This window comes from Streptomyces sp. NPDC051218, assembly GCF_044455475.1.
Classification (GTDB): domain Bacteria; phylum Actinomycetota; class Actinomycetes; order Streptomycetales; family Streptomycetaceae; genus Streptomyces.
This window is the reverse complement of the sequence record NZ_JBITEU010000014.1, coordinates 153,197-174,284: the sequence shown is the minus strand read 5'-3', so window position 1 is coordinate 174,284 and position 21,088 is coordinate 153,197. Positions and strand designations below refer to the sequence as shown.

Sequence of the window (21,088 nt, the reverse complement as noted above, 5' to 3'; positions counted from 1 at the left end):
CGATTTACCCGCGACTGCTGTGATCACGGCTACGCAGCCGGCGTAACAACCCCGTTCACCGGGCTGAGCCCCCGTTGCTTCAACAGGTTGGTACCCGCGGTGCGGCGTGAGGGCACGGACGCGCGGGCCTGGACCGCGAGGCCAACACGCCACGCCTGATCGAGCGGCCCTTCGTCCGCGAGAACCCGTACGGGATCTGGCCGTACAACCTGCACGCCCTGATCCGCTCCACCCTCCGCAGCTCCGATGACCACACCGATGACCGCAGGACTCCAGGCGATTGGCAAATGCTGCCCATCCGTCTGGGAGCAGCTCGTCCCGCCCGACGGGCAGCGAGAGTTGGACACCCCCCCTTGGCTTGGTCGAAGTGCTGATCACGCTGACCCGGCGCCAGCACGAGCGCCGTGAACGCACCGTCGACCGGCTTAAGAAGTGATCTCATCTGGCATGATCGCCACTTGGAAAAACCAAGCGGCGCGGATACGCTGCCGCCCCATGATCGCTAGCGGTAACAACAACGGGTACGAACTCTCTACAGACCCGGATCGCCTCGACGTTGAGTTGGTGCACCGATGGCTGTCGACGGACGCGTTCTGGGCGCTGGGGCGTACGCGGGAGACGGTCGAAGAGTCGATGCGTGGCTCACTGAACTTCGCCATCTACGACGACAGCGGTGACCAGGCTGCCTACGCGCGAGTGGTCACCGACCGTGCCACCTTTGCTTGGCTGTGTGACGTCTACGTCGCGCCTTCCCACCGCGGTAGGGGACTCGGGACCTGGCTTGCGGCAGCGGTACGCGACCACCTTGCCCCCTACCGGCTCAAGCGGGTCCTTCTGTCGACTCTCGACGCGCACGAGGTCTACGCGAAGGCCGGCTTCGTCCCAGTACCAAACCCCGAGAACTTCATGATTTTGAACGCCGAGGTGTGAGCGGAGGGCAGTCCACCGTACGTATGTATGCCAGTGGCGTCGTACAGCCCGGGGAGGGCGCCGACCGCGAAGCCGCGATCGAGCGAGGAGTAGGCAACGAAGCCGATGGCGAGCTGCTTCATTCCACCTGTCGTTCGAGGAGAGCGCGGAATGTGCACGCGGGTCGACCCGTGAGGCGCTGGACGGTGTCGGTGGTGCGGTCCTCCGCTCCCTCGGCGATGGCACGGTCCATGTCGGCCAGCATCGAGGCGAACTCCAGCGGTATCTGGGCCGCGAGGTGGTCACGCATCTGCTCGTAGGACAGGCGGTGGTGCTCGACGGGGCGGCCGGTGACCTGGGTGATGGTGGCGGCGATGTCGTCGTAGCTGAGCGCTTCCGGGCCGGTGAGGACGAGATCGGTGTTGGGGGCGTGTTCGTCGGTCAGAGCATGGACAGCGACCGCTGCGATGTCATCGGCGTCGACGAAGCCGACCCGGCCGCTCCCGGCCGCAGACCAGATGGCGCCTTCTTCACGGATGCTCACGGCGTGCGCGTGTGCGCCGGTGAAGTTCTGCATGAACCACGAGGGCCGCAGCACCGCCCACTGTTCGAACAGATCGGGCAGGGCTTGGTGCACCGTTCCCACCGCCGGGCCGCCCTTGGGGATGGCCGAGGAACTGAGGAGCACCGCGCGGCGCACACCGGCAGTGCGGGCCTGCCGGAGAAAGGGCAGCATGACCGCCGCCGGATCGGCGTCGCCTACGGGCGGGATCAGGTAGACGCGGTCGGCTCCGTCGAGGGCGGTGGCGTGAGTGGCGGGCTCGTACCAGTCGAATGCGACCGGCTCCGCGCCGGGGACGTCGACGGCGCGACGGCTGGCGGCCTTGACGCGGTGACCGGCGGCCGACAACTGCGCTGCGGTGCGGCTGCCGGTGGTGCCGGTTGCGCCGATGACCAAGGTGGTGCCGGTGGCTGTCAACGGTTGCTCCCGGTGAAATCGGCGCCGGGTTCGAGGACGGCGAGGGGGTTCCAGTAGTCGCGGTAGGAGGTGATGTGCCCGTCGCGGACCGTCACGACGGCGATGTAGGTCATGTCGAAGGGACGGTCGGGCTCAACCAGGCGGCCGACGCCGCGCATCTCGACCACGATGGTCTCAGGATCGGTGGTCTGGTGGATCCGCAACTCGGGGAAGTCATGCAGATCGATGTGATCCGGGTAGTGGCGCATGTACGAGGCGATGGCCTCCCTGCCCTCCAGGCGCTTGGGCCAGCCGTCAGGGGCGAACGGGAACTCCATGAGGCCGTCCTCGGCCCACAAGGCGACCCACGCGGGAATGTCCTTGTTCAGCAGCAGCCGCAGGCTGTGGCGGTAGAGGTCCGCCGGGGAAGTCGGTGCAGACATGGGTATCCTCCGTCTCATAGAATACGGACCCTCGGTCCGCTTAACGATACGGACCGATGGTCCGCTTTGCAAGAACGGAGGCGCAGCATGCCTGAGCGCAAACCCCGCAAGGATGCCGCCCGCAACCGGCAGGCCGTCCTCGCGGCCGCCGACGATCTCTTCGCCCGCTCCGAGAGCCTGGATAGCGTCACCTTGGCGGCCGTCGCAGCGGCGGCCGGCGTCGGCAAAGGCACGCTGTTCCGGGCCTTTGGTGACCGTCCCGGACTGCTGCGCGCGCTGTACGAGGCACGGCTTGAACCAGTCAGGGAGGCCGTTGAGGCCGGCCCTCCGCCCCTGGGCCCCGCGACGCCGCCGCGTCAACGCGTACCTGCCCTGCTCGACACCCTCCTGTGCTTCAAACTCGACAACCGCCGCCTCATGCTGGCCCTTGAGGAAAGCGGGAGCAGCAGCCCGTACCAGGCGGATCATTACGAGCGTTGGCACGGCCTGCTGGACACCATGCTGGGGCAGATCCCCGGCCTGACCGACAGCGACTTCACCGCTCACGCCCTGCTCGCAGCCACCCGCGCCGATCTTGTCGAGCACCTGGCCGGGCATGAGTGCGTACCGCGCGAAAATATGCGGGCGCAATTGGCGAACTTCACTGCCCGGGTCCTGGACTCCGGCCCCGCACGGCGCCCGGCGAACGAGGCCTGAGCCTGGGGCGAAACCGACAACCGATTGTTGTTCGCCGAGCTCGCTTCTTGCTGTCCACGCTGATCACCGGGTCATCGGCGTCCCTGCGGTCTCGTGCCTGCTCGATGAGGTAGTGAAATTGGGCGTCCCTGTAGGGCGGGCATGTGCCCCCGCCAGCTCAGGTATTCCGCGGTATTCCGCGCTTCGCCCGGGGCACACCGCCATCGTCCCGGCACGCGCCCACCCCGCTGGAGGGCGGGGCTTCACCCTTCTCGTCCGCAGTACCCGCCGACCCCGCTTCGATCCGGGCCTCACAACGCCCGGAGGAACCATACGCCGCACCACCACGGCCGTACTCGCCGCCGCTGTAGTCGCATTGACTGGCTGTTCGGGCGGCAGCGACGAGTCCGCGAAGCCCAAGACTTCGACCACAACCACCGTCGCCGCCACGCCTTCGCTCAGCCGGGCCGAGACCAAACGTCTGTGCACCGCCGCCGTCGCCGAGGCAGCCCCCGGCTGGGAGGACTGGAACTTCTCGCCCGAGAAGGGGGCCGACGACCCGCGCACGCCCGAGGACTGTCTGCCGCTGAAGGACGATGACGACGCCGCCCAGGGCAACCGGGACTTCATGGGGGCGTTGATCGATGCACTGGACGCGGCGGACGATCCGCGCGCCGAGCATCGGACGGGTCTCGACCCGCTACGCCCGTAGTCGCATTCCCGCCGATCATGTCCCAACTGAACCGCAGACCCGGCACACCCGGAAGTAACAGGCCCGCCACGTGCGGGCCTTACCTATGCGCACGAACACGCCGTCCGCCATCTCAGGTCGGTCGGCCACACGCTCGAACCCGGAACATCGGCGCTCCGTGAGTTCCACCTATTCGTGTCACTCGACCGCCATACCGCCTCCACAGAAGTTGCGCCCGGCACATGATGCTCCCCTCATCGCAGAGCCCCAGGGGGAACCATGAGTCAACCGCAGCAACCGCCCGGATGGGGAGCACAGCCCCAGCAATCGCCCCAGCCACACCCTCCGAAGAAGTCCAAGACCGGGAAGACCCTCGGCTTCGGCTGCCTCGGCGTCGTCGCTCTCATCGTCGTGGTCGCTGTTTTCGGTGCAGCCACCGGAGGCGACTCCACCGACGGGGCCGGCAGCGACCAAGCCGCGACGACCAACGACAAGCCCACGTCCGGTGAAGCGAAGAAGGACCCGCCCTCCGAAGACAAGGCGAGCCAGGCAGATCAGTTCAAGGCATGCGTCGCCAAGGGCGGCAGCGCGAGCGAGAAGGCAGCTGCCAAGCACGTCACCAAGGTCACCGGCGCGGACAAGAACAATGACGTCCTCGACGCGGCCGAAGTGTTCACCGACTTCACCGGCGGAATCATGGGTCCGCACGCGTCGGACGGGAAGCTCATTGCGAGCGCGTTCGGCTCTTGCTACGACTCGGAGAACGGCCTGGTGACCGTCTACGACAAGAGCGGCGAGATGCTGTCGAACGGAAACTACTGACCGAGAGGCGTTGAACCGGCCCGGTCTCTCCCGTGAGAGGCCGGGCTTCACATGCCCGCGGACCTGGCCCGTGACGCGCCCCAAGTTCAGTATGGGCCGCCTCGTCACCGACGACGAGCGGGTCGTGATCATCCGGCTTCACGGCCAAGGAAGGGTCGGAATGAGATCGCCCGCCTCACGCGCCCGCCACCGTGGACCGTGTTTCTGATTCATCCTGAGGAAGGCCTCCAATTCGACGGCACCCTGACCGAGGACGCCACCCGACACCGTGTCGCCCAGCTCGCCCAGCTCGCCGATCGCCGGGCCATGCTCGCCGAGGCCTCCAGGTGACGCCGAGCGACTGACTGAGCAGATGTGGCGGCCCGCGACCGTCTTCAACTTCGGCGGCAAGCCGCCTGGAGACGCTGCACCGCGGCCTGTCAGATCCGAGTTCCACGACGGACGTCCGGCCTCGCGACGCGCGCCAGCCAACATCCTCATGCGCAAGCGGGACCGGAGCCAACTGTGTGACTGAGCACTTCAGTCGGCGAGTGGAGCACCGGTGCGCGCGGGTAAGGTCGCCCATGGACGCTGAGCGGGCACCGGGCTGAGCCTTTACTGATGATGAGGTCGGACATGACGAACGTCGCCGAACGGCGCGCTGGAGAAGACAGGCCCGCGCCGCGAGGGCGTGCTGTGAGGCTCGCGGTTCCGCGACGGTGCGCACAACGGCTGCGTCCTGTACTGCGTTCCGCGTACTGACGGCCCATGAACAGCGCCGACGCGTTTCTGGAGACTCACGCGACAAGCGGCCTGCCGCCCCTGCGCGGCCGTCGACGCGCTGGCGACGACTTCCACGCCGACATCGTCACGCGCGACCTGGGGCCTCTACGGCTGGCCGAACTGGTAACACCTGAGGGCGAGTGCTTCCGGGATTCGCGGTCCGCCCGCGCCACCGACAGCGAACTGTGGCAGATCGAGTTGGTGACGCAAGGACAAGTGCGCGCCCAGCAGGGCCGCAACACCGCTCTGCTCGGGCCCACCGACCTGGTTCTGATCGACCCGGTGCGGCCAGTCCAGTTCGCCAGCACCGCGTCCACGCACGTGACCATGCTGGTACCGCGGCGCTCACTGCGACTCGGATCGGACGAGGCCGCCCGGCTGGCTGGAGTGCGTATCCGGGGCGACCAGGGCCCCGGGGCCCTGGTGTCCTCGCTCGCACGGGGCATGGTGGGGTCCCTGGACGGATTCCGCGCCGACGAGGCGGACAGGTCGGCGGCCGCAGTGATCGAGCTGATCGCGGTGGCGCTCTCGGCTCAACTGGGCCATTCGCAAAGGCCGGTCGCCGACGAGACGTTGCGCACCCGGATCGTCGGCTTCATCAGGGCGAGGTTGTCCGACCGGGATCTCACTCCGGCGAAGGTGGCCGCGGCGCACCACATGTCCGTACGCCGACTACACAAACTCTTCGAGGACCAGCCACTGACGGTGGCGGCCTTGATCCGCCGGCAGCGCCTGGAACGGTGCCACGCGGACCTGGCCGGAACTAACCGAACCGTCGCGGCCGTCGCCGCCAGTTGGGGGTTCACCGATCCTGCGCACTTCAGCCGGCTGTTCAAAGCCACCTATGGGTACAACGCCGCGGCACTCATGTCCAACAACCGTGCGCAGATGATCAATGCGTCCGCTGCCCGGCCCGCCGAGGATGGTGGCTGAGAGTACGGAAAGCGGAAAGGCGATCACATGGAACAGTCGGTCGAAGCAATGAGCGCCATCCCGGCCCGTATGAACGAGAGTTGGAACAGAGGTGACGCCACCGCGTTCGTCGCCGATTTCGCGGATGACGCCGAGCTCGTAGACTTCGAGGGAACCATTCACAAGGGACGCGAAGCGGTGATTGCGTTCAATCAGCCGCTCTTCGACACCGTGCTGAAGGGTTCCCGGATGGTGCGCGGTGAGGTGCCGTTCGCCCGCATCGTCCGCCCGGGTTGGGGCGTGGTCCACCACCGCGTCTCCATGGTGATGCCTGGCGAGGAGGAGCCGCTGTCTAGCCGATCCTTCATGCAACTGCTCGCACTCGTGTGGCAGAACGACCGCTGGGAGGTCGCGACACTGCAGAACGCGCGCTTGATCTCGTTGGAAACCGCGATGGCCCTGGACGCCCAGGCAGCCGCCGGGTAGGGGGACGGCCCCCAGGGTCGCGCACAAGGTCGTTGCCAGATCGTCGAAGGAGTTCCTGGCGTCCCCCGATCAATCGCGGTCGGGCGCCGGGCACCAACCCGGCCGCAGGTACGGGCCGTCGGCCGGCCGCAGCCAAGCCCCCGCGCTCAGTCGGCCAACTAACACGCACACTCGCCGATTGAAGCGCTCAGTCACAAATTGGTCCCGGGCCTGCCTGCGATCGCAGTGTTGCTCGCGACGGTGAAAACGCGGCTGGCGAAGACCCGGGCCACGGCGGTCGTCGTGGCGACCAGGGGTGTCCGCGCAAGGCCCAATGGCCGACGGATGTCCTCGCCGTGGACGACTACTTCGCCCAGCCAGGCCGCAGTATGTTCCGTCGGCCCGGCGGGCCCGGCGACAACTTCGCGAAATCGCCGCAAGGTCTCTTCAGGTGTAGCACTGGTCATCGCCTCCTACACCCCGCTCCGGCTCGCCCGCCCGGTCACCCGTGACCTGCGGCACCCGTGGGAGAAGCCCGCCGCACCACACCGGCTCACACCCGCGCGGGTCCGTCGGACGTTTCGGAACCTCCGCCAGCATCTGCCCTGCCCCGCCAAAGCACCGAAACCCCACCGGCCCGGCCCCGGAAGACTGCCCGGCACCCCGAACAAACACCGGGCACCCGCTAGGACGTGGGCAAACCGTCCACCGCGAGAGGGCCCTCCTCGCCTACAACGGCGAAAGGTAAAGAACAAGTTGTGTGCCTGTTTTTGAACCTCGTTCGCGCAGATCAGAGCAGCTTTCGGCCCATCCGACCGAAGGTGCGCCGTTCGCGAAGCCGTCACCGTGACCGATGCGCAAACGGCTGGCCGAGGCGTCATCGGGTTCGGCGTCGCGCGGCGATCCCATGGCTGACGAAGAGAAGGATGCCGAGGCTACCGAGACCCACCCCGACGTAACCGACGAGTTCGCCCCGGGCTTCGTTCTTCTTCTCCTCGTCGTAGCTGACGCTTCCGCCGCCGCTGAAGCTTGAGCACCACTGACCTGGTCTCATCGCGCTGCCGTCGCACTCGACGGCGCTGCCGTTCAGAACCGCCTCGGCGTTGATGAAGAACATGGCGGCCCCCACGATGACCAGAACGTAGGCCAGGACCGTCAGCCATCGACGAGTCGCCATCCCCCAACCTTTCCGGCGTATAAGAACTGCCACGGACCGCAAGGCTGACGATCGTCATGCATCCGAGGTTCAGAAACAAGCTTTGAGCTTGCCTCTTGTGCTCGGAATCCCTGTGCCAGCGGACTTTGCCGAGGGCAGCGGGCTAGCGGCGGTACCTCCTCCGCACCCAGCCCGCTCCGAGAGCAGCGGCGGCGATCGTGAACAGAAGGATTGTCCCAAGGACCACCGTCGCCGCGGCTGAAATCACGATGATGGCCCACCACGGTGGATCGGCTTCCACAGTGCACCCCTAACGAATCACAAGTACCAGACACGACGGCGGGTGCCGGTGACTGGTTCCGTAGCCCTGACCACTCGACGCTCGAGGGCACCTGATCAGGGCCCTCGCCCGGAGACTCGAGCTCGAACGTCGCGTCGCACAGGTTCACTCACCTGGGCATTCGACTTCACGTCCCACTTTCGGTAGGCCTGCTCTGCGAGGACGGGCCAGAGACCTCGCCGGTGGACCTGACGCTGCTGGCCGAGCCAACCGCCTTGAGGGCATCATCGAAGCATCTACCTCCTCGCACCCCCGGAGCGGGCACACGGCATCGTGCTCCCCCGGGCGGGTCGCATGCCCCGAGAGCCCATCCACCTGCAAGCAGCCGTCCTCAAAGGTGAGTTGAGACGACACCCGCCGCCGGCCGACATCGACTCGGCTGCGGATCTTCGTACGTCGCACGGTGGACGCGAGCACCGACGCCCTCGGATACTGACGATCGTCCAACTCCCGCAGACTCCAACCAAACTGCACAGTCATCAACAAGACCGGAGGCCTTCGCCCATGACAGCAGCGATGCCGGACCGTCGAACAGTGCTGCGAGGGCTGGCCGTCGTGGGCCTCAGTAGCGCGGCGGCCTCGACAGACGGCGCACACGCCGCTGAGACCGCTGAGACCGCTGAGACCGCTGAGACCGCTGCAAGAACCAACGTCGTCGTTGTCCTGATCGACGACCTCGCCCAGCGCGAACTGGGTTGCTACGGCAACAGGTTCAACGAGACGCCGCACATCGACCGTCTCGCCGCGGACGGAACCAGATTCGACGCGGGTTACGCCGCCTCACCGGTGTGCTCGCCGACCCGGGCCAGCATCATGACGGGCCAATACCCCGCCCGCGTAGGCATCACGGAGTTTCTCGGGGCCGCCGGCGACGACTACCTGCCCACCAGCCATCGGACACTGCCGGAAACACTGCGCGACGCCGGATACCGCACCGGGCTTATCGGCAAATGGCACCTGAGCGAGACCTACACCGGAGCGGTACGGGACCGCCCCGGCAATCCGTGGTCGCACGGCTTCACCGAGGTGATCGCCTCGGAGCAGAAGTACATCGCCGACGGCGACTACTTCCACCCCTACTTCATGCTGCCCGACCTGTCCGCTCGCGAGGACCACGAGTACCTCACCAACCGGCTCAGCCGAGAGGCCGTGGACTTCATCACCCGCGCCCGCGACGACGCGCAGCCGTTCTTCCTTTACCTGGCTCACTACGCCACCCACACGAAACTGGCGGCGCCCCAGCATCTGATCGACAAGTACGCCGCGAAACCGGGCGCCGGCCAGCCAGGGAAAAACCCGGTCCTCGCCGGCATGCTGGAGGCCATCGACGACGGCATCGGTTCGATCCGGGAAGCGCTGAGTCGGCTCGGCATCGCCGACAACACCGTGATCCTTCTGCTGTCCGACAACGGCGGGGACAGCGCCGTGGCCACCAGCAGCCCGCTACGCGGCAGCAAGGCGACCCTCTACGAGGGCGGGGTCCGCATCCCGATGATCGCCCATCATCCGGCAGGCCCCAGCGGACGCGTCGTCGAAACGCCCTTCAGCACCATCGACTTCATGCCTACCCTGCTCGACACCGCCCAGGTTGCAAGACCACCCGGGCAGCATCTCGACGGCGTCAGTTTCGCCGGACTGCTGGCCGGGGAGGCTGCGCCGCGGCGTACCGAGTTGTTCTGGGTGTACCCGCACTGGCACGACCCCGGCGCGCCCAGCGCATCGGTCCGGCGCGGCCGTTACAAGCTGCTGCGTTACCTGCACGACGGGCGGAGCGAACTCTACGACCTAGCTGCCGATCCCGGCGAGGCGCATGACCTCGCCGCCCGTCGCCCGGACGTCCGGCGGCGACTGCACGCGGCTCTCGACGCCCACTTGCGTGACGTCGACCTTCTGCCGCCGGAGCCCAGGCCGTCGAACTTTCCGACCCCGGTTCTGGAACGCGAATTCCGCAACGGTCTCACCGGGTTCACGGTGCTGGCGCCGGAGCCGGAGAACCGGCCGGGAACAGTGCGGGCCACCGGAGGCGCACTGGCCGTCGAATCCGGCGGGGCGTCCGCCTTCGCCCTACTGCGCTCCGATCGCATCGCCCGCGAGGCATCAGCCGCGATCACCATCAGCCAGCGCTCGTACGCCGGGACGGATGCCGAGGCACAGGACTCCCTGTTCACTGGACTGATCAAGGATGCACAGAACTACCTGCTGGTCTGGTACAACCACCGTCAGGGGCGCACCGGTTGGGACGCCCGCGTCAACGGCGAACTGGCCGACCAACGCATCGTCCAGCTCGACGGCAAGATCAGTTATCCAGGGCCCAACGCCCGGCTGGCCTGTGTCACCCACCGCGACGAACTCACCGCCTACGCCGCTGCCTCTGATGGCGCATGGCAGTACCTCTTCACCACCGACATCGGCCGTTACGCGCGCCTCGACGACCCGCAGGTCCGCCAGCAGTACCACTACGGTTTCGGGATCCGCATCGATGGAGGCACCCTCACGGCCGAGGAGTTCACGGTCCGTCACCGCTAGAGCCGGATGGAAGGGGCCTGCGGCGGGGCCGCTGCAGATCCTCGGTGGGAATCCTGCAGCGGCGCCGAAGCCTGGCCATGTCACTCGGCGCGAATCGGTCCCCCGGCTCGCTGTTCGGCTACGGGCGCGGCGTGCCGGTAATGCCGTTGAGCAGCATCGCGACGCTCCAGCGGCGGCGCTCGTCCGGCGTGCCCGAAACGAGGTCGGCGGCCTGGGCGTGGATGTGCGGGTGGATGTCGGGCGAGGCGTCAGCCAGTGCTGTGGTCAGCTGGCTCCACTCCTCGTCCGCACGGGCGTTCTCCCGGCGCGCGGAGTGCTCGGCGGCTGAGGTCGTCGCCGTCTGCAGCAAGAGGTCTACACCCCAGGCCGCTTGGCCGGAGGGCACCTGTCCCTCGTCCAGCAGGTTCAGCAGGGTCTCGAGCAGGGCCAGGTAGTGGGGGCCGCTCGGACGGCTGATCAGGGCGGAGTGAGCCAGGGCGGGGTGCGCGAACAGAACGCGTTCGTAACTGGCCAGGACAGCATCGAGACGATGGCGCCAGTCGCCCGTCGCCGCAGCTGCGGCCAGGTCGACCTGGGAGAGCAGCCGGTCGAGGATGGCTGCGTGCAGTTCGGCCGCGTTGGCCACGTACACGTACAGCGAGGCCGGGCCGGTGTCGAGGGCGAGTGCCAGGCGGCGCATGGTGACGCGCTGCAGGCCCTCCTCCTCCATCAGGCGGACGGCAGTGTCGACGATTCCGTCGCGGGTCAGGGCGGGTTTGGCGGGCCGCTCTCGGCGACTCTGCGGGGCAGGCATGCCACGTACTTTAGAGGTGGAACGCGTTCGCGGCGAACACGTTCGCCAGGGAGCCTCTGCGCTCGTTACTGATCTGGCCGCGCACGCCAGTCAATCCCGGACTCCGGGGCTCGGGCGCCCCCTCGATCCCGGCCTGCAGCGCGTCCAAGTGATCGGCGCCGGTGCCGGAGAACAGCTCGCGGCGCAGGGCGTTGATCTTTGGAAAGCGGTCGGCCTCGGCGCCCCCCATGCGGCACGCGGCCAGTTCGGCCAGCCCTTCGTAGCGCAGCAGCGTGGCCACGTAGGAGTCGAGGATGGCCTCCAGCCGTCGCTGTGGCTCGCCGGCCGGATCACCGTGCAGGTCGACCGCCGCGAGGGCGCGGTCCGGCACCAGGGTTTGGCCCGCACGCTACCTGCTCATAAAGGATCAGCGCCTTACGGTCACCGATTGCTGACGAACTTGTTCGTTGCGAACATGTTCGTTACGGTGGTGAGGTGCCCGCCCGGGTGCACGGACATCCCATCCATCACCTGTTTCGCGAAAGGAGTGAGGTGTCATGACGGCCTCTTCCCGACCGGTCGGCGCAGCGAGCGCCGACGGCATCACGATCCCCAAGAACGTCCGCTGGGTTCTGCTCGGCGTGATGCTGGCCCTGCTCCTGTCGATGCTGGACGGCCTGATCGTCGGTACGGCGATGCCGACGGTCGTCGCCGATCTCGGCGGCATCGACCACATGTCGTGGGTGGTGACTGGCTACACCCTGGCGACCGCCTGCTCGACCCCGGTGTGGGGCAAGCTCGGCGACCTGTTCAACCGCAAGACGATGTTCCTCGCCTCGATCGCGCTCTTCCTTGCGGCGTCAGTGCTGTGCGGTACAGCCGACTCGATGAACGCACTGATCGCCTTCCGGGTTCTCCAAGGCCTGGGGGCGGGCGGCATGGGCGCCGGCGCATTCGCGCTGATCGGCGCACTGCTGCCGCCGCGCGAGCGAGGCAGGTACCAGGGCATGGTCGCCGGGGTGATGGCCATCGGCCAGCTCGGCGGGCCGCTGGTCGGCGGGTTCGTCACCAGCCATTGGGGCTGGCGTTGGGCGTTCTACGTCAACGTGCCCCTCGGCATCATGTGCATCGCCTGGTGCTGGATGCTGCTGCGTGTTCCGGCGGTACAGCGGCAGGGCAGGGCCTCCATCGACTGGCTCGGCATCACGTTCCTGACCGGCGCCATCTCCGCGTTCGTCATGGCCGCGACCTGGGCGGGCAGCACCTACGCGTGGGGCTCGTGGCAGATCATCGGCCTGGCCGTGACCGCTGTCGGGCTGCTGGCGGCGTTCATCGCCACCGAGCGGCGGGTCAAGGAGCCGCTGATGCCGCTGCGCATCTACAGCGGGCACCGCAACTTCCCGATGACGGCCGTCCTGCTGACCGTCACCGGCATCGCCCTGTTCGGCGCGACCTTGTACCTGCCGCTGTACCAGCAGGTGGTCCAGGGGGCCTCAGCCGCCAACTCCGGGCTGCTCCTGCTGCCGATGATGATCGCCACGCTGATCACGTCGAACATCGCCGGCAAGGTCATGACCGCTACGGGCCGCTACAAGATCTTCCCGGTGATCGGCGCTGCCTGCCTGATCGTCGGCATGGGCCTGTTGTCCACCATGGGCACCGACACCTCGCGCGTGACGACCTCGGTCTACATGGCGCTCGTGGGCGCCGGGATCGGCTTCTGTCTGCAGATGTCGAGCACCATCGCGCAGAACGCCGTCGAACTGCGCGACATCGGTTCCGCCTCGGCCGCCACCAACCTCTTCCGCAACCTCGGTGGCTCACTGGGCATCGCCGTCTTCGCCTCCCTGTTCACCGGTGCCGTCTCCGGCGCCGGGTCCGGCGCCGGTGAACAGGGACCTGGCGAGGGTGCCGCCGGGCAGGCCACGGAGCAGTTGACCTCCGCCGCCCGCTCGGCGTACATCCACGACGTCGCCCACGCCACCCACCTCATCTTCCTCACCGGCGCGTGCATCGCGGTCCTCGCCCTGATCGCCGCCGTACTGATCGAGGAAGTCGCGCTGCGCGGCAAGCCCGGTGCCACGCCCCCGGCCAAGGCCGAAATCAAAACCGCCTGACCAAGCGTCTCCAAGGCGGCACAAGAGCCCGTTGCCTCCTGCACCTTCAAGTCTCTGCACAGCAAGGAGTACGACCATGACCACCCCCGCCCCTCACCACCCCATCGCCATCATCGGCGCCGGACTCGGCGGCCTCATCCTGGCCCGCGTCCTGCACCACCACGGCATCGAAGCCGCCGTCTTCGACCTCGAACCCTCGCGACACGCCCGCACGCAGGGCGGCATGCTCGACATCCACGAGGAAAACGGGCAGAAAGCACTGCTTGCCGCCGGACTGTACGACGGTTTCCGCAAGCTCATCCATGAGGGCGGCCAGGCCATGCGCCTGCTCGGCCCCGACGGAACCGTCCACGTCGCCGAGGAGGACGAGGGCGACAAAGGCCGTCCCGAGGTGGACCGCGGCGATCTGCGTGACCTGCTGCTGGACTCCCTGCCCGACGGCATCATCCGCTGGGGCAGTAAGGCCGCCGGCGCCCGTCCGCTCGGTGGCGGCCGCCACGAGGTGACCTTCAGCGACGGCTCAACCCTCACCACCGACCTCCTGATCGGCGCCGACGGCGCCTGGTCGAAGATCCGGCCGCTGGTCTCGGACGCCAAACCCACGTACACGGGCATCTCCTTCGTGGAGACAGACCTGCTTGAGGCCGACGCCCGCCACGCGCGCAGCGCCGCCCTGATCGGCGGCGGGTTCTTCATCTGCCTCGGCGAGGGGCGTGGCTTCCTCGCCCACCGGGAGACCGACGGCAGCCTCCACATCTACACCGCGCTCAAGGCGGACGAAGACTGGCTGGACACGATCGACTTCAGTGAGCCGGCAGCTGCCAAAGCGGCCGTGCTCGCGCACTTCGAGGGATGGGACGAGGGCCTGCGAGCACTGGTCGCGGACGCGGACACGATGACTCCGCGTCGCATCCACGCGCTGCCGGTGGGCCACCGCTGGGAACGCGTACCGGGCGTGACGCTGCTGGGCGATGCCGCCCACCTGATGTCCCCCTTCGCCGGCGAGGGCGCGAACCTGGCCATGTTCGACGGCGCCGAACTCGCTGCGGCGATCGCCGCCCACCCCGGCGACACGGAGGCTGCCCTCGCCGCCTACGAGGAGGCGCTCTTCCCACGCAGCGAAACCTCTGCCGCCGACTCCGCCGAGAGCCTGGACACGATGTTCGGTCCGCAGGGTCTGCAGCAGATGGTGGCGTTCTTCACCACCGGGTCGCCAGTCCAGTAACACCTGCTGCCGCAGGGGGCCGAGCACTGCTGGACCGGTGTACGAAGTCCGCGAACCCGCGACGGCCGTACGCCGGCGCTGGACGGGAGGGGCGGGGCGGGGCGACACGTCCCGCTTCCCGCTTCCCGCTTCCCGCACCAGCCCGCCCCGGCGCTAGGCCAGCGGACGTAAGTACGCCCGCGCTCCCTCCCCTCAACACTCCGTCGCGGACCGCCAGTTGTGCGCCGCGGACCCCGGCGCGGGGCGCGCGCCTAGAGCCCTCTTTTGTTTTCGATCACCCAGCCATAGGAGCCACGATGACGAAGATCGCGCTGTCTCGTCAGGCATTGCACACACCGCTTCAACGCGGGAGCTTGACCGCCCTTTCGGGGTGAGGAATCACCTCAAGCACCAGCCCCCCCCCCAGCTGCGCAGCTCTACCGGACCGCGAAAACAGCGCGCTGCCCACCCGCCCCATACGTGGCTATCGGCTCATGTCGGCAAAGACGCTGCCGTCGGCGTACTCGCGAATCTGCAGAGGTAGGTACGGATGAATGCGCCGAGCAAGAAGCCGCTGAACTGCGTCCCTTGCCATGGGAGGTGATGGAGCAATGGATCTCCCTCAACGGCACCGAAACCGAGATCGGCCGTAACTTGTCGTCGCCCCCGAGCGGGGCGCCACACGTCCCATCAGGGATTACGAGGACTTCTCCCACCTTGAGAAGGCCAACCAAGTTGTATCCGCTGTGCCTGGTGGCGGGTGCCTGGTGGCGGGTGGCGGACGGCGGGCGGCGGGCGGCGGGCGGCGGGCGGCGGGCCCAAAGGAACGATGTAGGCCCGGGTACCCCCCGCTCAGTGAACAGGTGCGTTGGACGCTCACGGGCATGAACACCGCGGTCGCCTTCGCCCGCGGTATCAACGGATTCCCGCACTCACGGCACAGCAGCGCGCACATCGCTGTCCTTCACAGACGACGGCACCAGCTGTGCCCGGCCCTCCGTCCCTGCCCACACCGGCACCGTACGACCGGCGCCGACAACTGCCCCGCCTGTCGCGGCGAGCAGCGCGATGGAACCTCACCAGTGGGAACTCGGCTGTGTTTCGGCTACGTCCGAAACACATGGGCATCCGCCCCCTGGCTTCCTACTGTGATCGCAGGAAGTAAACGAGTCACTGCAGTCACTGCGCAGAAGGCTCGTCATCGACACAGCTTCTTACTAAAGGGGGAGTTCCATCATGCGCAGGATCTTGAAGGCTGCGGCGACGCCGCTGGCGGCGCTCGGTGTGGTGTGCGCGCTGGCGATGCCGGTGCTGCCGTGCCCGGCGACGGGCCGGTCGCGATGGGCAGCAACGAGAAGGTCAACGTCTACGACTACTCCAACGGCTACAAGGACTACGCGGGCTACGTGCAGTTCAAGCACAAGGGCGACTGGTTCCACACCTACCGCCAGAAGAGCCCTGGCAACCGCATCTATGTCCAGTACGACAAGGACGGAGTCCCCGACGGGAGGAAAACGATTGAGGGCGGCCTGAACCCGGGCGACCGCACGAAGCGCAACACGAACCTTCCCGAAGGGACGGTCTACAACATCAGGGGTTGCGTGCAGGTGGATGGCGCATCTGACTACTGTTCGGGGTGGCAAAAGTTCACCGCCTGACCCCGAGTGCAGGCGAGGGGGGCCGGGCGGGGGCCCGTCGCCCTCTCGCCGGCTGGAGAAGGCACGGCCGTCCGCCACAGAGTCTGCGTGATCGGCGTCTGCGACAACGCGGAGCAGCGTCCGCAGGCGCGGGTACGGTGCCTGGCGGTCCCGGTAGATGACCTCGGGGGTCCCGTAGCGCGAGGAGCATGAGCGAGGCGAGATTGCTCCCGGCTCGCCGGTGTTCGGCCGCGCGGTGGGAGATGTAGGGCGGGTCGTCGCGGAGGAGCGAGGCGCGCGGCTCGTCGACCACGGTCCAGCCCACACGGCATCGGCAAGCGTTGCAGATCGGTGGCGTTACTCGGCCTGATCGGCTTCGAGTTGTAAGGGCGGGTGAGGTCGAACGCGTCGCGCGTGGGTGCGCCCCACAGGCTCCGTCTCTCGCAGCGAGTCTCGCCATCGGTGGCGGAAGGATGGTCCACGCCCCCGACCTGGCAAGACCCTAGAGACCGTGCCCCTCAGCGACTGGACCCGCCATGACTGCGCGATTCACCGCGTGCCGTAGGGACGTGTGAAGGCTACGGCGCCACGGGAAAGCAGCGCTTCCCGGGAACATGCCTGGTGGATTGCCGGCATCCTGATTCCCGTCGTGGGCATCGTCGTGACGCTGTTCGCCAGCCAACAACGCGGATTCGTCTCCGAAGGGGTCAACTTCAGACCTACCAAATGGCATTGGTAAGCCACCAACGTGAGATTTAGCCCCGGCGACGCCCTCGCCTCGATACGCGACGGCTCATCCAACATTGCTCTGGACTCCACGCCCCGACTAGTGGCGGAATCTGACATCGGTAGGCAAGACCTCGCCATCGGTGTCAGGCGTATGTTCCCGACGGCTGGAAAGCGATCAGCGGTGAGGGTCCCTCACCGGGTATCCCGACGGTCAATTACGCAGGAGACGTGCTGCGACAACAGGTCCGCCAGTCGGAGCCGGACAGCGGGATCGCGGACCCCTCTGTCACGAGCACCGGCTGCGAGAGATCCGTGCACTGCGCCTGACGATCGACGATGTCAGCGGCAAGTTTAGGCACCCAGGGGGACGTGGACGCGGCACACCGGACGGCGGTCGCCAGTGACGTGTTGACGCGCGACGGACCGCGCGCTTCAGCCGCACGGGGACACTTGCTGCGCAGATCGGTCAACTGAGCAGTTGCGCCATCCGCTTCGCCATATCGCGGCGCTGTCGGGGGCGATCTTCAAGCCACCGGTAGATCTCGTGCGTCGCTCCCTCGAGCACCACGTCCTGGGCACCTGGAGGACAGCTGTCAAGGATCCGCTCCGTCACGGCGAGCGGAATCACCTCGTCGACGGGCGGCCGCACCACCATGACGGAACCAGTGAAGGCACTCAACGCGGCAGAAGATCGCACACTGTCTGTCCACTCATACTGAAACCGATCACCAGCACTGGCAGGCGCTGCTCCGCAGTAGCCGCAGCCAGCACGGATTCAGCCTGCAGCCTCCGCTTCGCGAGTGACAAGTCCCTGATACTGCAGAAGTGCATGGCCCCTTGGGTTGGCGGCCGGGAAGGTGACACACGAAATGAGCTCCCCGTCAACCGGGACGACAAAATTTCTGATCTGCACGGAAGAATCCTATCGACGTGAGGTGAAGACGTTAGTGCGGCCGTAGCTGCGGCGCCTACTCCGAACTGCTGTGAAACGCCCCCGCACCCCCACCGTCTGGGAGTTGCGGAAGCGATAGGGCACGACGGCCCAGGTCTCCGTCATACGCAGTGGTGCACGCACAGTCACGGACGACGCCCAAATACCCGCCTGTCAGGCGGAGTTCACGTAGCTGTCTCGTTTGTTGAAGTGCCAACTGTGGGCATGACAAGCCTTGTTGAGACGGAAGCTCCATCCCCCACAGGAGGCCACATGCGCCGTCGACTGACCGCTCTCGCCGTAAGCACCGCTTCCCTCACCCTGGCCGTCGGCGTAGCAGCCGCCCCCGCTTCGGCCGTGCCCGCCGACAAGGCACAGGTCCTCAGCCGGTGGACCCAGACCGACGCAGGCAGCTACAACGCCTGGGTGTCGGCCAACGGCAACCAAGGGGCCTGGAGCGCCTACCAGTTCAATTGGTCCACCGACTACTGCTCCAGCTCCCCCGACAACCCTCTCGGCTTTCCCTTCAAGACGGCCTGCGCGCGCCATGACTTCGGATACCGCAACTACAAGGAAGCGGGCACCTTCAACGCCAACAAAGCCCGCGTCGACAGCGCCTTCTACGAGGACCTGAAGAGAGTGTGCGCCAGCTACAGCGGCGCGACGAAGACCACCTGCAACGGGACGGCCTGGACGTACTACCAGGCCGTCGACAAGCTCGGCTTCACCCGTGTGGTGGGCGACGGGAGCGCCGCCTGACCGGCGGCCGCGGGGTGCGAAGGGCGGTGACGTACGCCTAGCCACCGCCCTTCGTCCAGGTGAGCGGCCCCTCAGGGTCGGGATGACTCGCTGCCCCTGCCCTTGACGATCCGGCGGATGTCACCGGGTGATCATGTGCCCGCCATCCTCGCGGCCTGATCGTCCTGTTTCCGCACTTCCGCATGACGGCGCTGGGCATGCTGGCAACAGGGAGCGCGTTGACGCGATTCTCGTACTCACGGCGGGCCTTGCGCTGGTCCGGACCGCCGTGGCGCCGTCGAGGAGCTGGCAGCGGGCAAGGAGTTGCCGGTGGACCGCGGGCACGGCGGTGACGCGAAAGGTGTAGCCCTGGCCGCGCCGTACGGTCACCCCCTGTTCGAGCGTGACGCGCTCAACGGGCTCCAGTTCGGCAGCGCGGAGGAAGTCGGCGACCGTGCCCGGCATGTCGAGGACGACTGACAGTTCCGGGATCGGGGCGGCCCGGGCGGCGGCCGTGTACTCGGGCAAGAGGTCTGCGACGGCGGTGCGGATGGCGCCGCGGCTGACGTCGTGGTCGCGGGCGGGCGGCGATGGACCGGCCCTCCAGGTACGCGGTGCGCACGGCGTCGGTCTTGTCGGCCGCGACGGCGGGGCGGCGTCCGCCCTTGTTACCCTATGCCTCGGCGGCGCGCAGTCCGTCGTAGGTCAGCTCTCGCTGAAGGTCGCGCTGGAGTTCGCCGGCGGCGGCGAGGGTCTGCACCATGAATTTCACGGTGGACAGCAGCTCGCCGGTACGTGGGTGGCGGGCGGTGAGGTCCATCGCGGAGAACGCGCCGTCGTGGATGCGCAGTGCGAGGCGGTCGCGGTGCAGGACGTCGAGCACGTCGAGGATGTGGCCGGTGCCGCGCACGAGGCGGAACATCTCGGAGATGTCCACGGCATCGCCCGGCCGCGCGTACGTCAGCAGCTCGGCGAACTTCGGCTGCTCCAGCGGGTGAAGGCGGCTGGAGGTCCCGGCCTGCTCCTCGAAGACGACCGGGTCCTCGATCCCAGCCTCGTCCAGGACGAGGATCTGTCGGTCGGTCGACTGCTGTTGGGTGACACCCTCTTGTAGACCAGGTTGGCCATGCCGCTCCCCGTTGCGGAGGTCGCATTCGACCCTAGCTGTCAGCAAACCCTGTCATCATCCTTCATCGGATCTGAATGGATCTGCGCCGCCGTCAGGTCCCTGAACGACCGGGTTCATTGGACGCCCGCCGCACCTGCCGTCATTCGTTCGTTTGACGACAGGGACGACCGTGTACAGGTCCGTGACGTAAGGCGGAACAGGGCTTCTGCGTTGGTTGAGGCGATCTTGGAGCGGTCTGCGGGGTCGGGGATGGCCTCGAAGAACTTCTGGACGGCCGCTGCGTCGGGTCGGTGGAAGGGGTAGTCGGTGGAGAACAGCACCTTGTCGGCGTGGGTGAAGTCGAGGGTGTGGTGCAGGAGCCGTTCCTGGAGCATTCCGCTGCTGGTGATGTGGATGTTGGTGGTGATGTAGTCGGCCACTCGGCGTTCGAGGTGTGTGGCGACGTTCGAGAGGCTGTCGACGCGGTCCAGCCAGAACAGCAGCATCTCGCCCCAGTGCCCGAGGACGAGCTGCAGATCGGGGTGGCGGTCGAAGGTGCCGCTGAGGACGAGGCGCAGGGCGGAGAGGCCGGTGTCCATGTGCCAGCCCCAGCCGAAGCTTGCCAGGCCGAGTTCGATCTGTGGGTCCAGGCCCCGGTAGGAGGCGTCGCGCAGCTCGTTGGAGGTGATCTGCGGGTGGATGAAGACGGGTTGGTGCAGGCGGGCCGCGGTGGCGAACAGGTCCTCGTAGGCCGGATCGTCGAGGGTGCGGCTGCCGCTGCGTCCGTGGATCATCGCGCCGACGTGCCCCAACTCGGTCGCGCAGCGTTCGAGTTCGGCGGCTGCGGCCTGGGGGTCGCTGGTCGGCAGGGTGGCGAATGCGCGGAAGCGGTCGGGGTGGGCGCGGACGGCGTCGGTGGCTTCGTCGTTCGCCTCCCGTGCCAGTGCGACGGCCTCGGCCGGTGGCAGGGGCTGGGTGGCGGGGGTGACGACCGACAGGATGGAGACGTCGATCCCGGCGGCGTCCATCGCCTCGATGCGGCCGGGGCCGATGTCCTCAAGGCGCGCCTGATTGTCGCCCCTCGCGTTGAAGGCGACGCTTTCGTCCCGGGACCCGGACGGCAGGCGTTCCAGTGCTTCCCGGATGCGGGCGCTGTTCCAGTGTTCTTCGACGGCGATGATCTTCATGTGGGC

The 21,088-nt window shown here is 67.5% G+C and carries 21 protein-coding genes and 1 pseudogene; 14 read left to right on the top strand and 8 right to left on the bottom strand.

Annotated features, from left to right (window positions below; genetic code table 11):
* The first annotated feature begins 495 nt into the window (after positions 1–495).
* Positions 496–930: a GNAT family N-acetyltransferase gene (locus tag ACIBCK_RS35335; RefSeq protein ID WP_399396948.1), complete on the top strand. Its 435-nt coding sequence runs from the start codon at positions 496–498 to the stop codon at positions 928–930.
* 118 nt (positions 931–1,048) lie between these two features.
* Here ACIBCK_RS35335 and ACIBCK_RS35330 read toward each other — a convergent pair whose 3' ends face one another.
* A complete protein-coding gene (locus ACIBCK_RS35330; protein WP_399396946.1) occupies positions 1,049–1,888 on the bottom strand; it encodes an NmrA family NAD(P)-binding protein in 840 nt (279 codons plus the stop codon).
* Positions 1,885–2,310, bottom strand: a complete 426-nt coding sequence (locus tag ACIBCK_RS35325) for a nuclear transport factor 2 family protein (protein WP_399396944.1) — start codon at positions 2,308–2,310, stop codon at positions 1,885–1,887. The genes ACIBCK_RS35330 and ACIBCK_RS35325 overlap by 4 nt, the downstream gene beginning before the upstream one ends.
* An 87-nt stretch (positions 2,311–2,397) precedes the next feature.
* Here ACIBCK_RS35325 and ACIBCK_RS35320 point away from each other — a divergent pair, with 87 nt between their 5' ends.
* The 7 genes and pseudogenes from ACIBCK_RS35320 to ACIBCK_RS35290 all read left to right on the top strand — a co-directional run.
* Entirely contained in the window at positions 2,398–3,006 is a 609-nt protein-coding gene (locus ACIBCK_RS35320) for a TetR/AcrR family transcriptional regulator (RefSeq protein ID WP_399396942.1), read from the top strand.
* A gap of 355 nt (positions 3,007–3,361) precedes the next feature.
* The gene (locus ACIBCK_RS35315) at positions 3,362–3,697 is read left to right on the top strand and encodes a hypothetical protein (protein ID WP_399396940.1); all 336 of its coding nucleotides are present in this window, start codon (positions 3,362–3,364) and stop codon (positions 3,695–3,697) included.
* Positions 3,698–3,955: 258 nt separating this feature from the next.
* Positions 3,956–4,498 (top strand): hypothetical protein, encoded by a 543-nt coding sequence (locus ACIBCK_RS35310; protein ID WP_399396938.1) that lies wholly within the window; start codon positions 3,956–3,958, stop codon positions 4,496–4,498.
* Positions 4,499–4,696: 198 nt separating this feature from the next.
* A complete protein-coding gene (locus tag ACIBCK_RS35305) occupies positions 4,697–4,828 on the top strand; it encodes a hypothetical protein (protein WP_399396936.1) in 132 nt (43 codons plus the stop codon).
* Between the two features lie 417 nt (positions 4,829–5,245).
* Entirely contained in the window at positions 5,246–6,193 is a 948-nt protein-coding gene (locus ACIBCK_RS35300) for a helix-turn-helix domain-containing protein (protein WP_399396934.1), read from the top strand.
* Positions 6,194–6,220: 27 nt separating this feature from the next.
* Positions 6,221–6,658 (top strand): SgcJ/EcaC family oxidoreductase, encoded by a 438-nt coding sequence (locus ACIBCK_RS35295; RefSeq protein ID WP_399396932.1) that lies wholly within the window; start codon positions 6,221–6,223, stop codon positions 6,656–6,658.
* Positions 6,659–7,096: 438 nt separating this feature from the next.
* Positions 7,097–7,321: pseudogene (locus ACIBCK_RS35290) on the top strand (transposase); the annotation flags it as partial.
* Between the two features lie 193 nt (positions 7,322–7,514).
* Here ACIBCK_RS35290 and ACIBCK_RS35285 read toward each other — a convergent pair.
* The gene (locus tag ACIBCK_RS35285) at positions 7,515–7,814 is read right to left on the bottom strand and encodes a hypothetical protein (protein ID WP_399396930.1); all 300 of its coding nucleotides are present in this window, start codon (positions 7,812–7,814) and stop codon (positions 7,515–7,517) included.
* Positions 7,815–8,637: 823 nt separating this feature from the next.
* Between ACIBCK_RS35285 and ACIBCK_RS35280 the strand changes: the two genes are divergently transcribed.
* A complete protein-coding gene (locus ACIBCK_RS35280) occupies positions 8,638–10,659 on the top strand; it encodes a sulfatase (RefSeq protein ID WP_399396928.1) in 2,022 nt (673 codons plus the stop codon).
* A gap of 118 nt (positions 10,660–10,777) precedes the next feature.
* Here ACIBCK_RS35280 and ACIBCK_RS35275 read toward each other — a convergent pair whose 3' ends face one another.
* The gene (locus ACIBCK_RS35275) at positions 10,778–11,452 is read right to left on the bottom strand and encodes a TetR/AcrR family transcriptional regulator (protein WP_399396927.1); all 675 of its coding nucleotides are present in this window, start codon (positions 11,450–11,452) and stop codon (positions 10,778–10,780) included.
* A gap of 10 nt (positions 11,453–11,462) precedes the next feature.
* Entirely contained in the window at positions 11,463–11,822 is a 360-nt protein-coding gene (locus ACIBCK_RS35270; protein ID WP_399396925.1) for a hypothetical protein, read from the bottom strand.
* A gap of 166 nt (positions 11,823–11,988) precedes the next feature.
* Here ACIBCK_RS35270 and ACIBCK_RS35265 point away from each other — a divergent pair, with 166 nt between their 5' ends.
* The 3 genes from ACIBCK_RS35265 to ACIBCK_RS35255 all read left to right on the top strand — a co-directional run bounded on the left by ACIBCK_RS35265 (position 11,989) and on the right by ACIBCK_RS35255 (position 16,410).
* Entirely contained in the window at positions 11,989–13,548 is a 1,560-nt protein-coding gene (locus ACIBCK_RS35265; RefSeq protein ID WP_399396923.1) for an MDR family MFS transporter, read from the top strand.
* A gap of 76 nt (positions 13,549–13,624) precedes the next feature.
* Positions 13,625–14,773: an FAD-dependent oxidoreductase gene (locus tag ACIBCK_RS35260; RefSeq protein ID WP_399396922.1), complete on the top strand. Its 1,149-nt coding sequence runs from the start codon at positions 13,625–13,627 to the stop codon at positions 14,771–14,773.
* A 1,127-nt stretch (positions 14,774–15,900) separates the two neighbouring features.
* Positions 15,901–16,410, top strand: coding sequence for a hypothetical protein (locus tag ACIBCK_RS35255; RefSeq protein WP_399396920.1), 510 nt, complete (start codon positions 15,901–15,903; stop codon positions 16,408–16,410).
* Between the two features lie 1,174 nt (positions 16,411–17,584).
* Here the strand turns inward: ACIBCK_RS35255 and ACIBCK_RS35250 are convergent.
* Entirely contained in the window at positions 17,585–17,797 is a 213-nt protein-coding gene (locus tag ACIBCK_RS35250; protein WP_399396918.1) for a hypothetical protein, read from the bottom strand.
* Between the two features lie 525 nt (positions 17,798–18,322).
* Here ACIBCK_RS35250 and ACIBCK_RS35245 point away from each other — a divergent pair.
* Positions 18,323–18,808: a phospholipase gene (locus ACIBCK_RS35245; protein ID WP_399396917.1), complete on the top strand. Its 486-nt coding sequence runs from the start codon at positions 18,323–18,325 to the stop codon at positions 18,806–18,808.
* A gap of 309 nt (positions 18,809–19,117) precedes the next feature.
* Positions 19,118–19,267 (top strand): hypothetical protein, encoded by a 150-nt coding sequence (locus tag ACIBCK_RS35240; RefSeq protein WP_399396916.1) that lies wholly within the window; start codon positions 19,118–19,120, stop codon positions 19,265–19,267.
* 193 nt (positions 19,268–19,460) lie between these two features.
* Here ACIBCK_RS35240 and ACIBCK_RS35235 read toward each other — a convergent pair whose 3' ends face one another.
* On the bottom strand, positions 19,461–19,961 hold the full coding sequence (locus ACIBCK_RS35235) for a recombinase family protein (protein ID WP_399396914.1): 501 nt from the start codon (positions 19,959–19,961) through the stop codon (positions 19,461–19,463).
* Between the two features lie 68 nt (positions 19,962–20,029).
* Complete coding sequence (locus ACIBCK_RS35230) at positions 20,030–21,082, bottom strand: amidohydrolase family protein (protein ID WP_399396912.1); 1,053 nt, start codon at positions 21,080–21,082, stop codon at positions 20,030–20,032.
* Between the last annotated feature and the right edge of the window lie 6 nt (positions 21,083–21,088).

Bases quoted from the DNA above. Each gene is read 5' to 3' on its own strand.
- ACIBCK_RS35265 (WP_399396923.1), top strand. From the start codon at position 11,989: ATGACGGCCTCTTCCCGACCGGTCGGCGCAGCGAGCGCCGACGGCATC.
- ACIBCK_RS35285 (WP_399396930.1), bottom strand. From the start codon at position 7,814: ATGGCGACTCGTCGATGGCTGACGGTCCTGGCCTACGTTCTGGTCATC.
- ACIBCK_RS35320 (WP_399396942.1), top strand. From the start codon at position 2,398: ATGCCTGAGCGCAAACCCCGCAAGGATGCCGCCCGCAACCGGCAGGCC.
- ACIBCK_RS35260 (WP_399396922.1), top strand. From the start codon at position 13,625: ATGACCACCCCCGCCCCTCACCACCCCATCGCCATCATCGGCGCCGGA.
- ACIBCK_RS35310 (WP_399396938.1), top strand. From the start codon at position 3,956: ATGAGTCAACCGCAGCAACCGCCCGGATGGGGAGCACAGCCCCAGCAA.
- ACIBCK_RS35275 (WP_399396927.1), bottom strand. From the start codon at position 11,452: ATGCCTGCCCCGCAGAGTCGCCGAGAGCGGCCCGCCAAACCCGCCCTG.
- ACIBCK_RS35245 (WP_399396917.1), top strand. From the start codon at position 18,323: ATGCGCCGTCGACTGACCGCTCTCGCCGTAAGCACCGCTTCCCTCACC.
- ACIBCK_RS35295 (WP_399396932.1), top strand. From the start codon at position 6,221: ATGGAACAGTCGGTCGAAGCAATGAGCGCCATCCCGGCCCGTATGAAC.
- ACIBCK_RS35280 (WP_399396928.1), top strand. From the start codon at position 8,638: ATGACAGCAGCGATGCCGGACCGTCGAACAGTGCTGCGAGGGCTGGCC.
- ACIBCK_RS35325 (WP_399396944.1), bottom strand. From the start codon at position 2,310: ATGTCTGCACCGACTTCCCCGGCGGACCTCTACCGCCACAGCCTGCGG.
- ACIBCK_RS35230 (WP_399396912.1), bottom strand. From the start codon at position 21,082: ATGAAGATCATCGCCGTCGAAGAACACTGGAACAGCGCCCGCATCCGG.
- ACIBCK_RS35335 (WP_399396948.1), top strand. From the start codon at position 496: ATGATCGCTAGCGGTAACAACAACGGGTACGAACTCTCTACAGACCCG.
- ACIBCK_RS35300 (WP_399396934.1), top strand. From the start codon at position 5,246: ATGAACAGCGCCGACGCGTTTCTGGAGACTCACGCGACAAGCGGCCTG.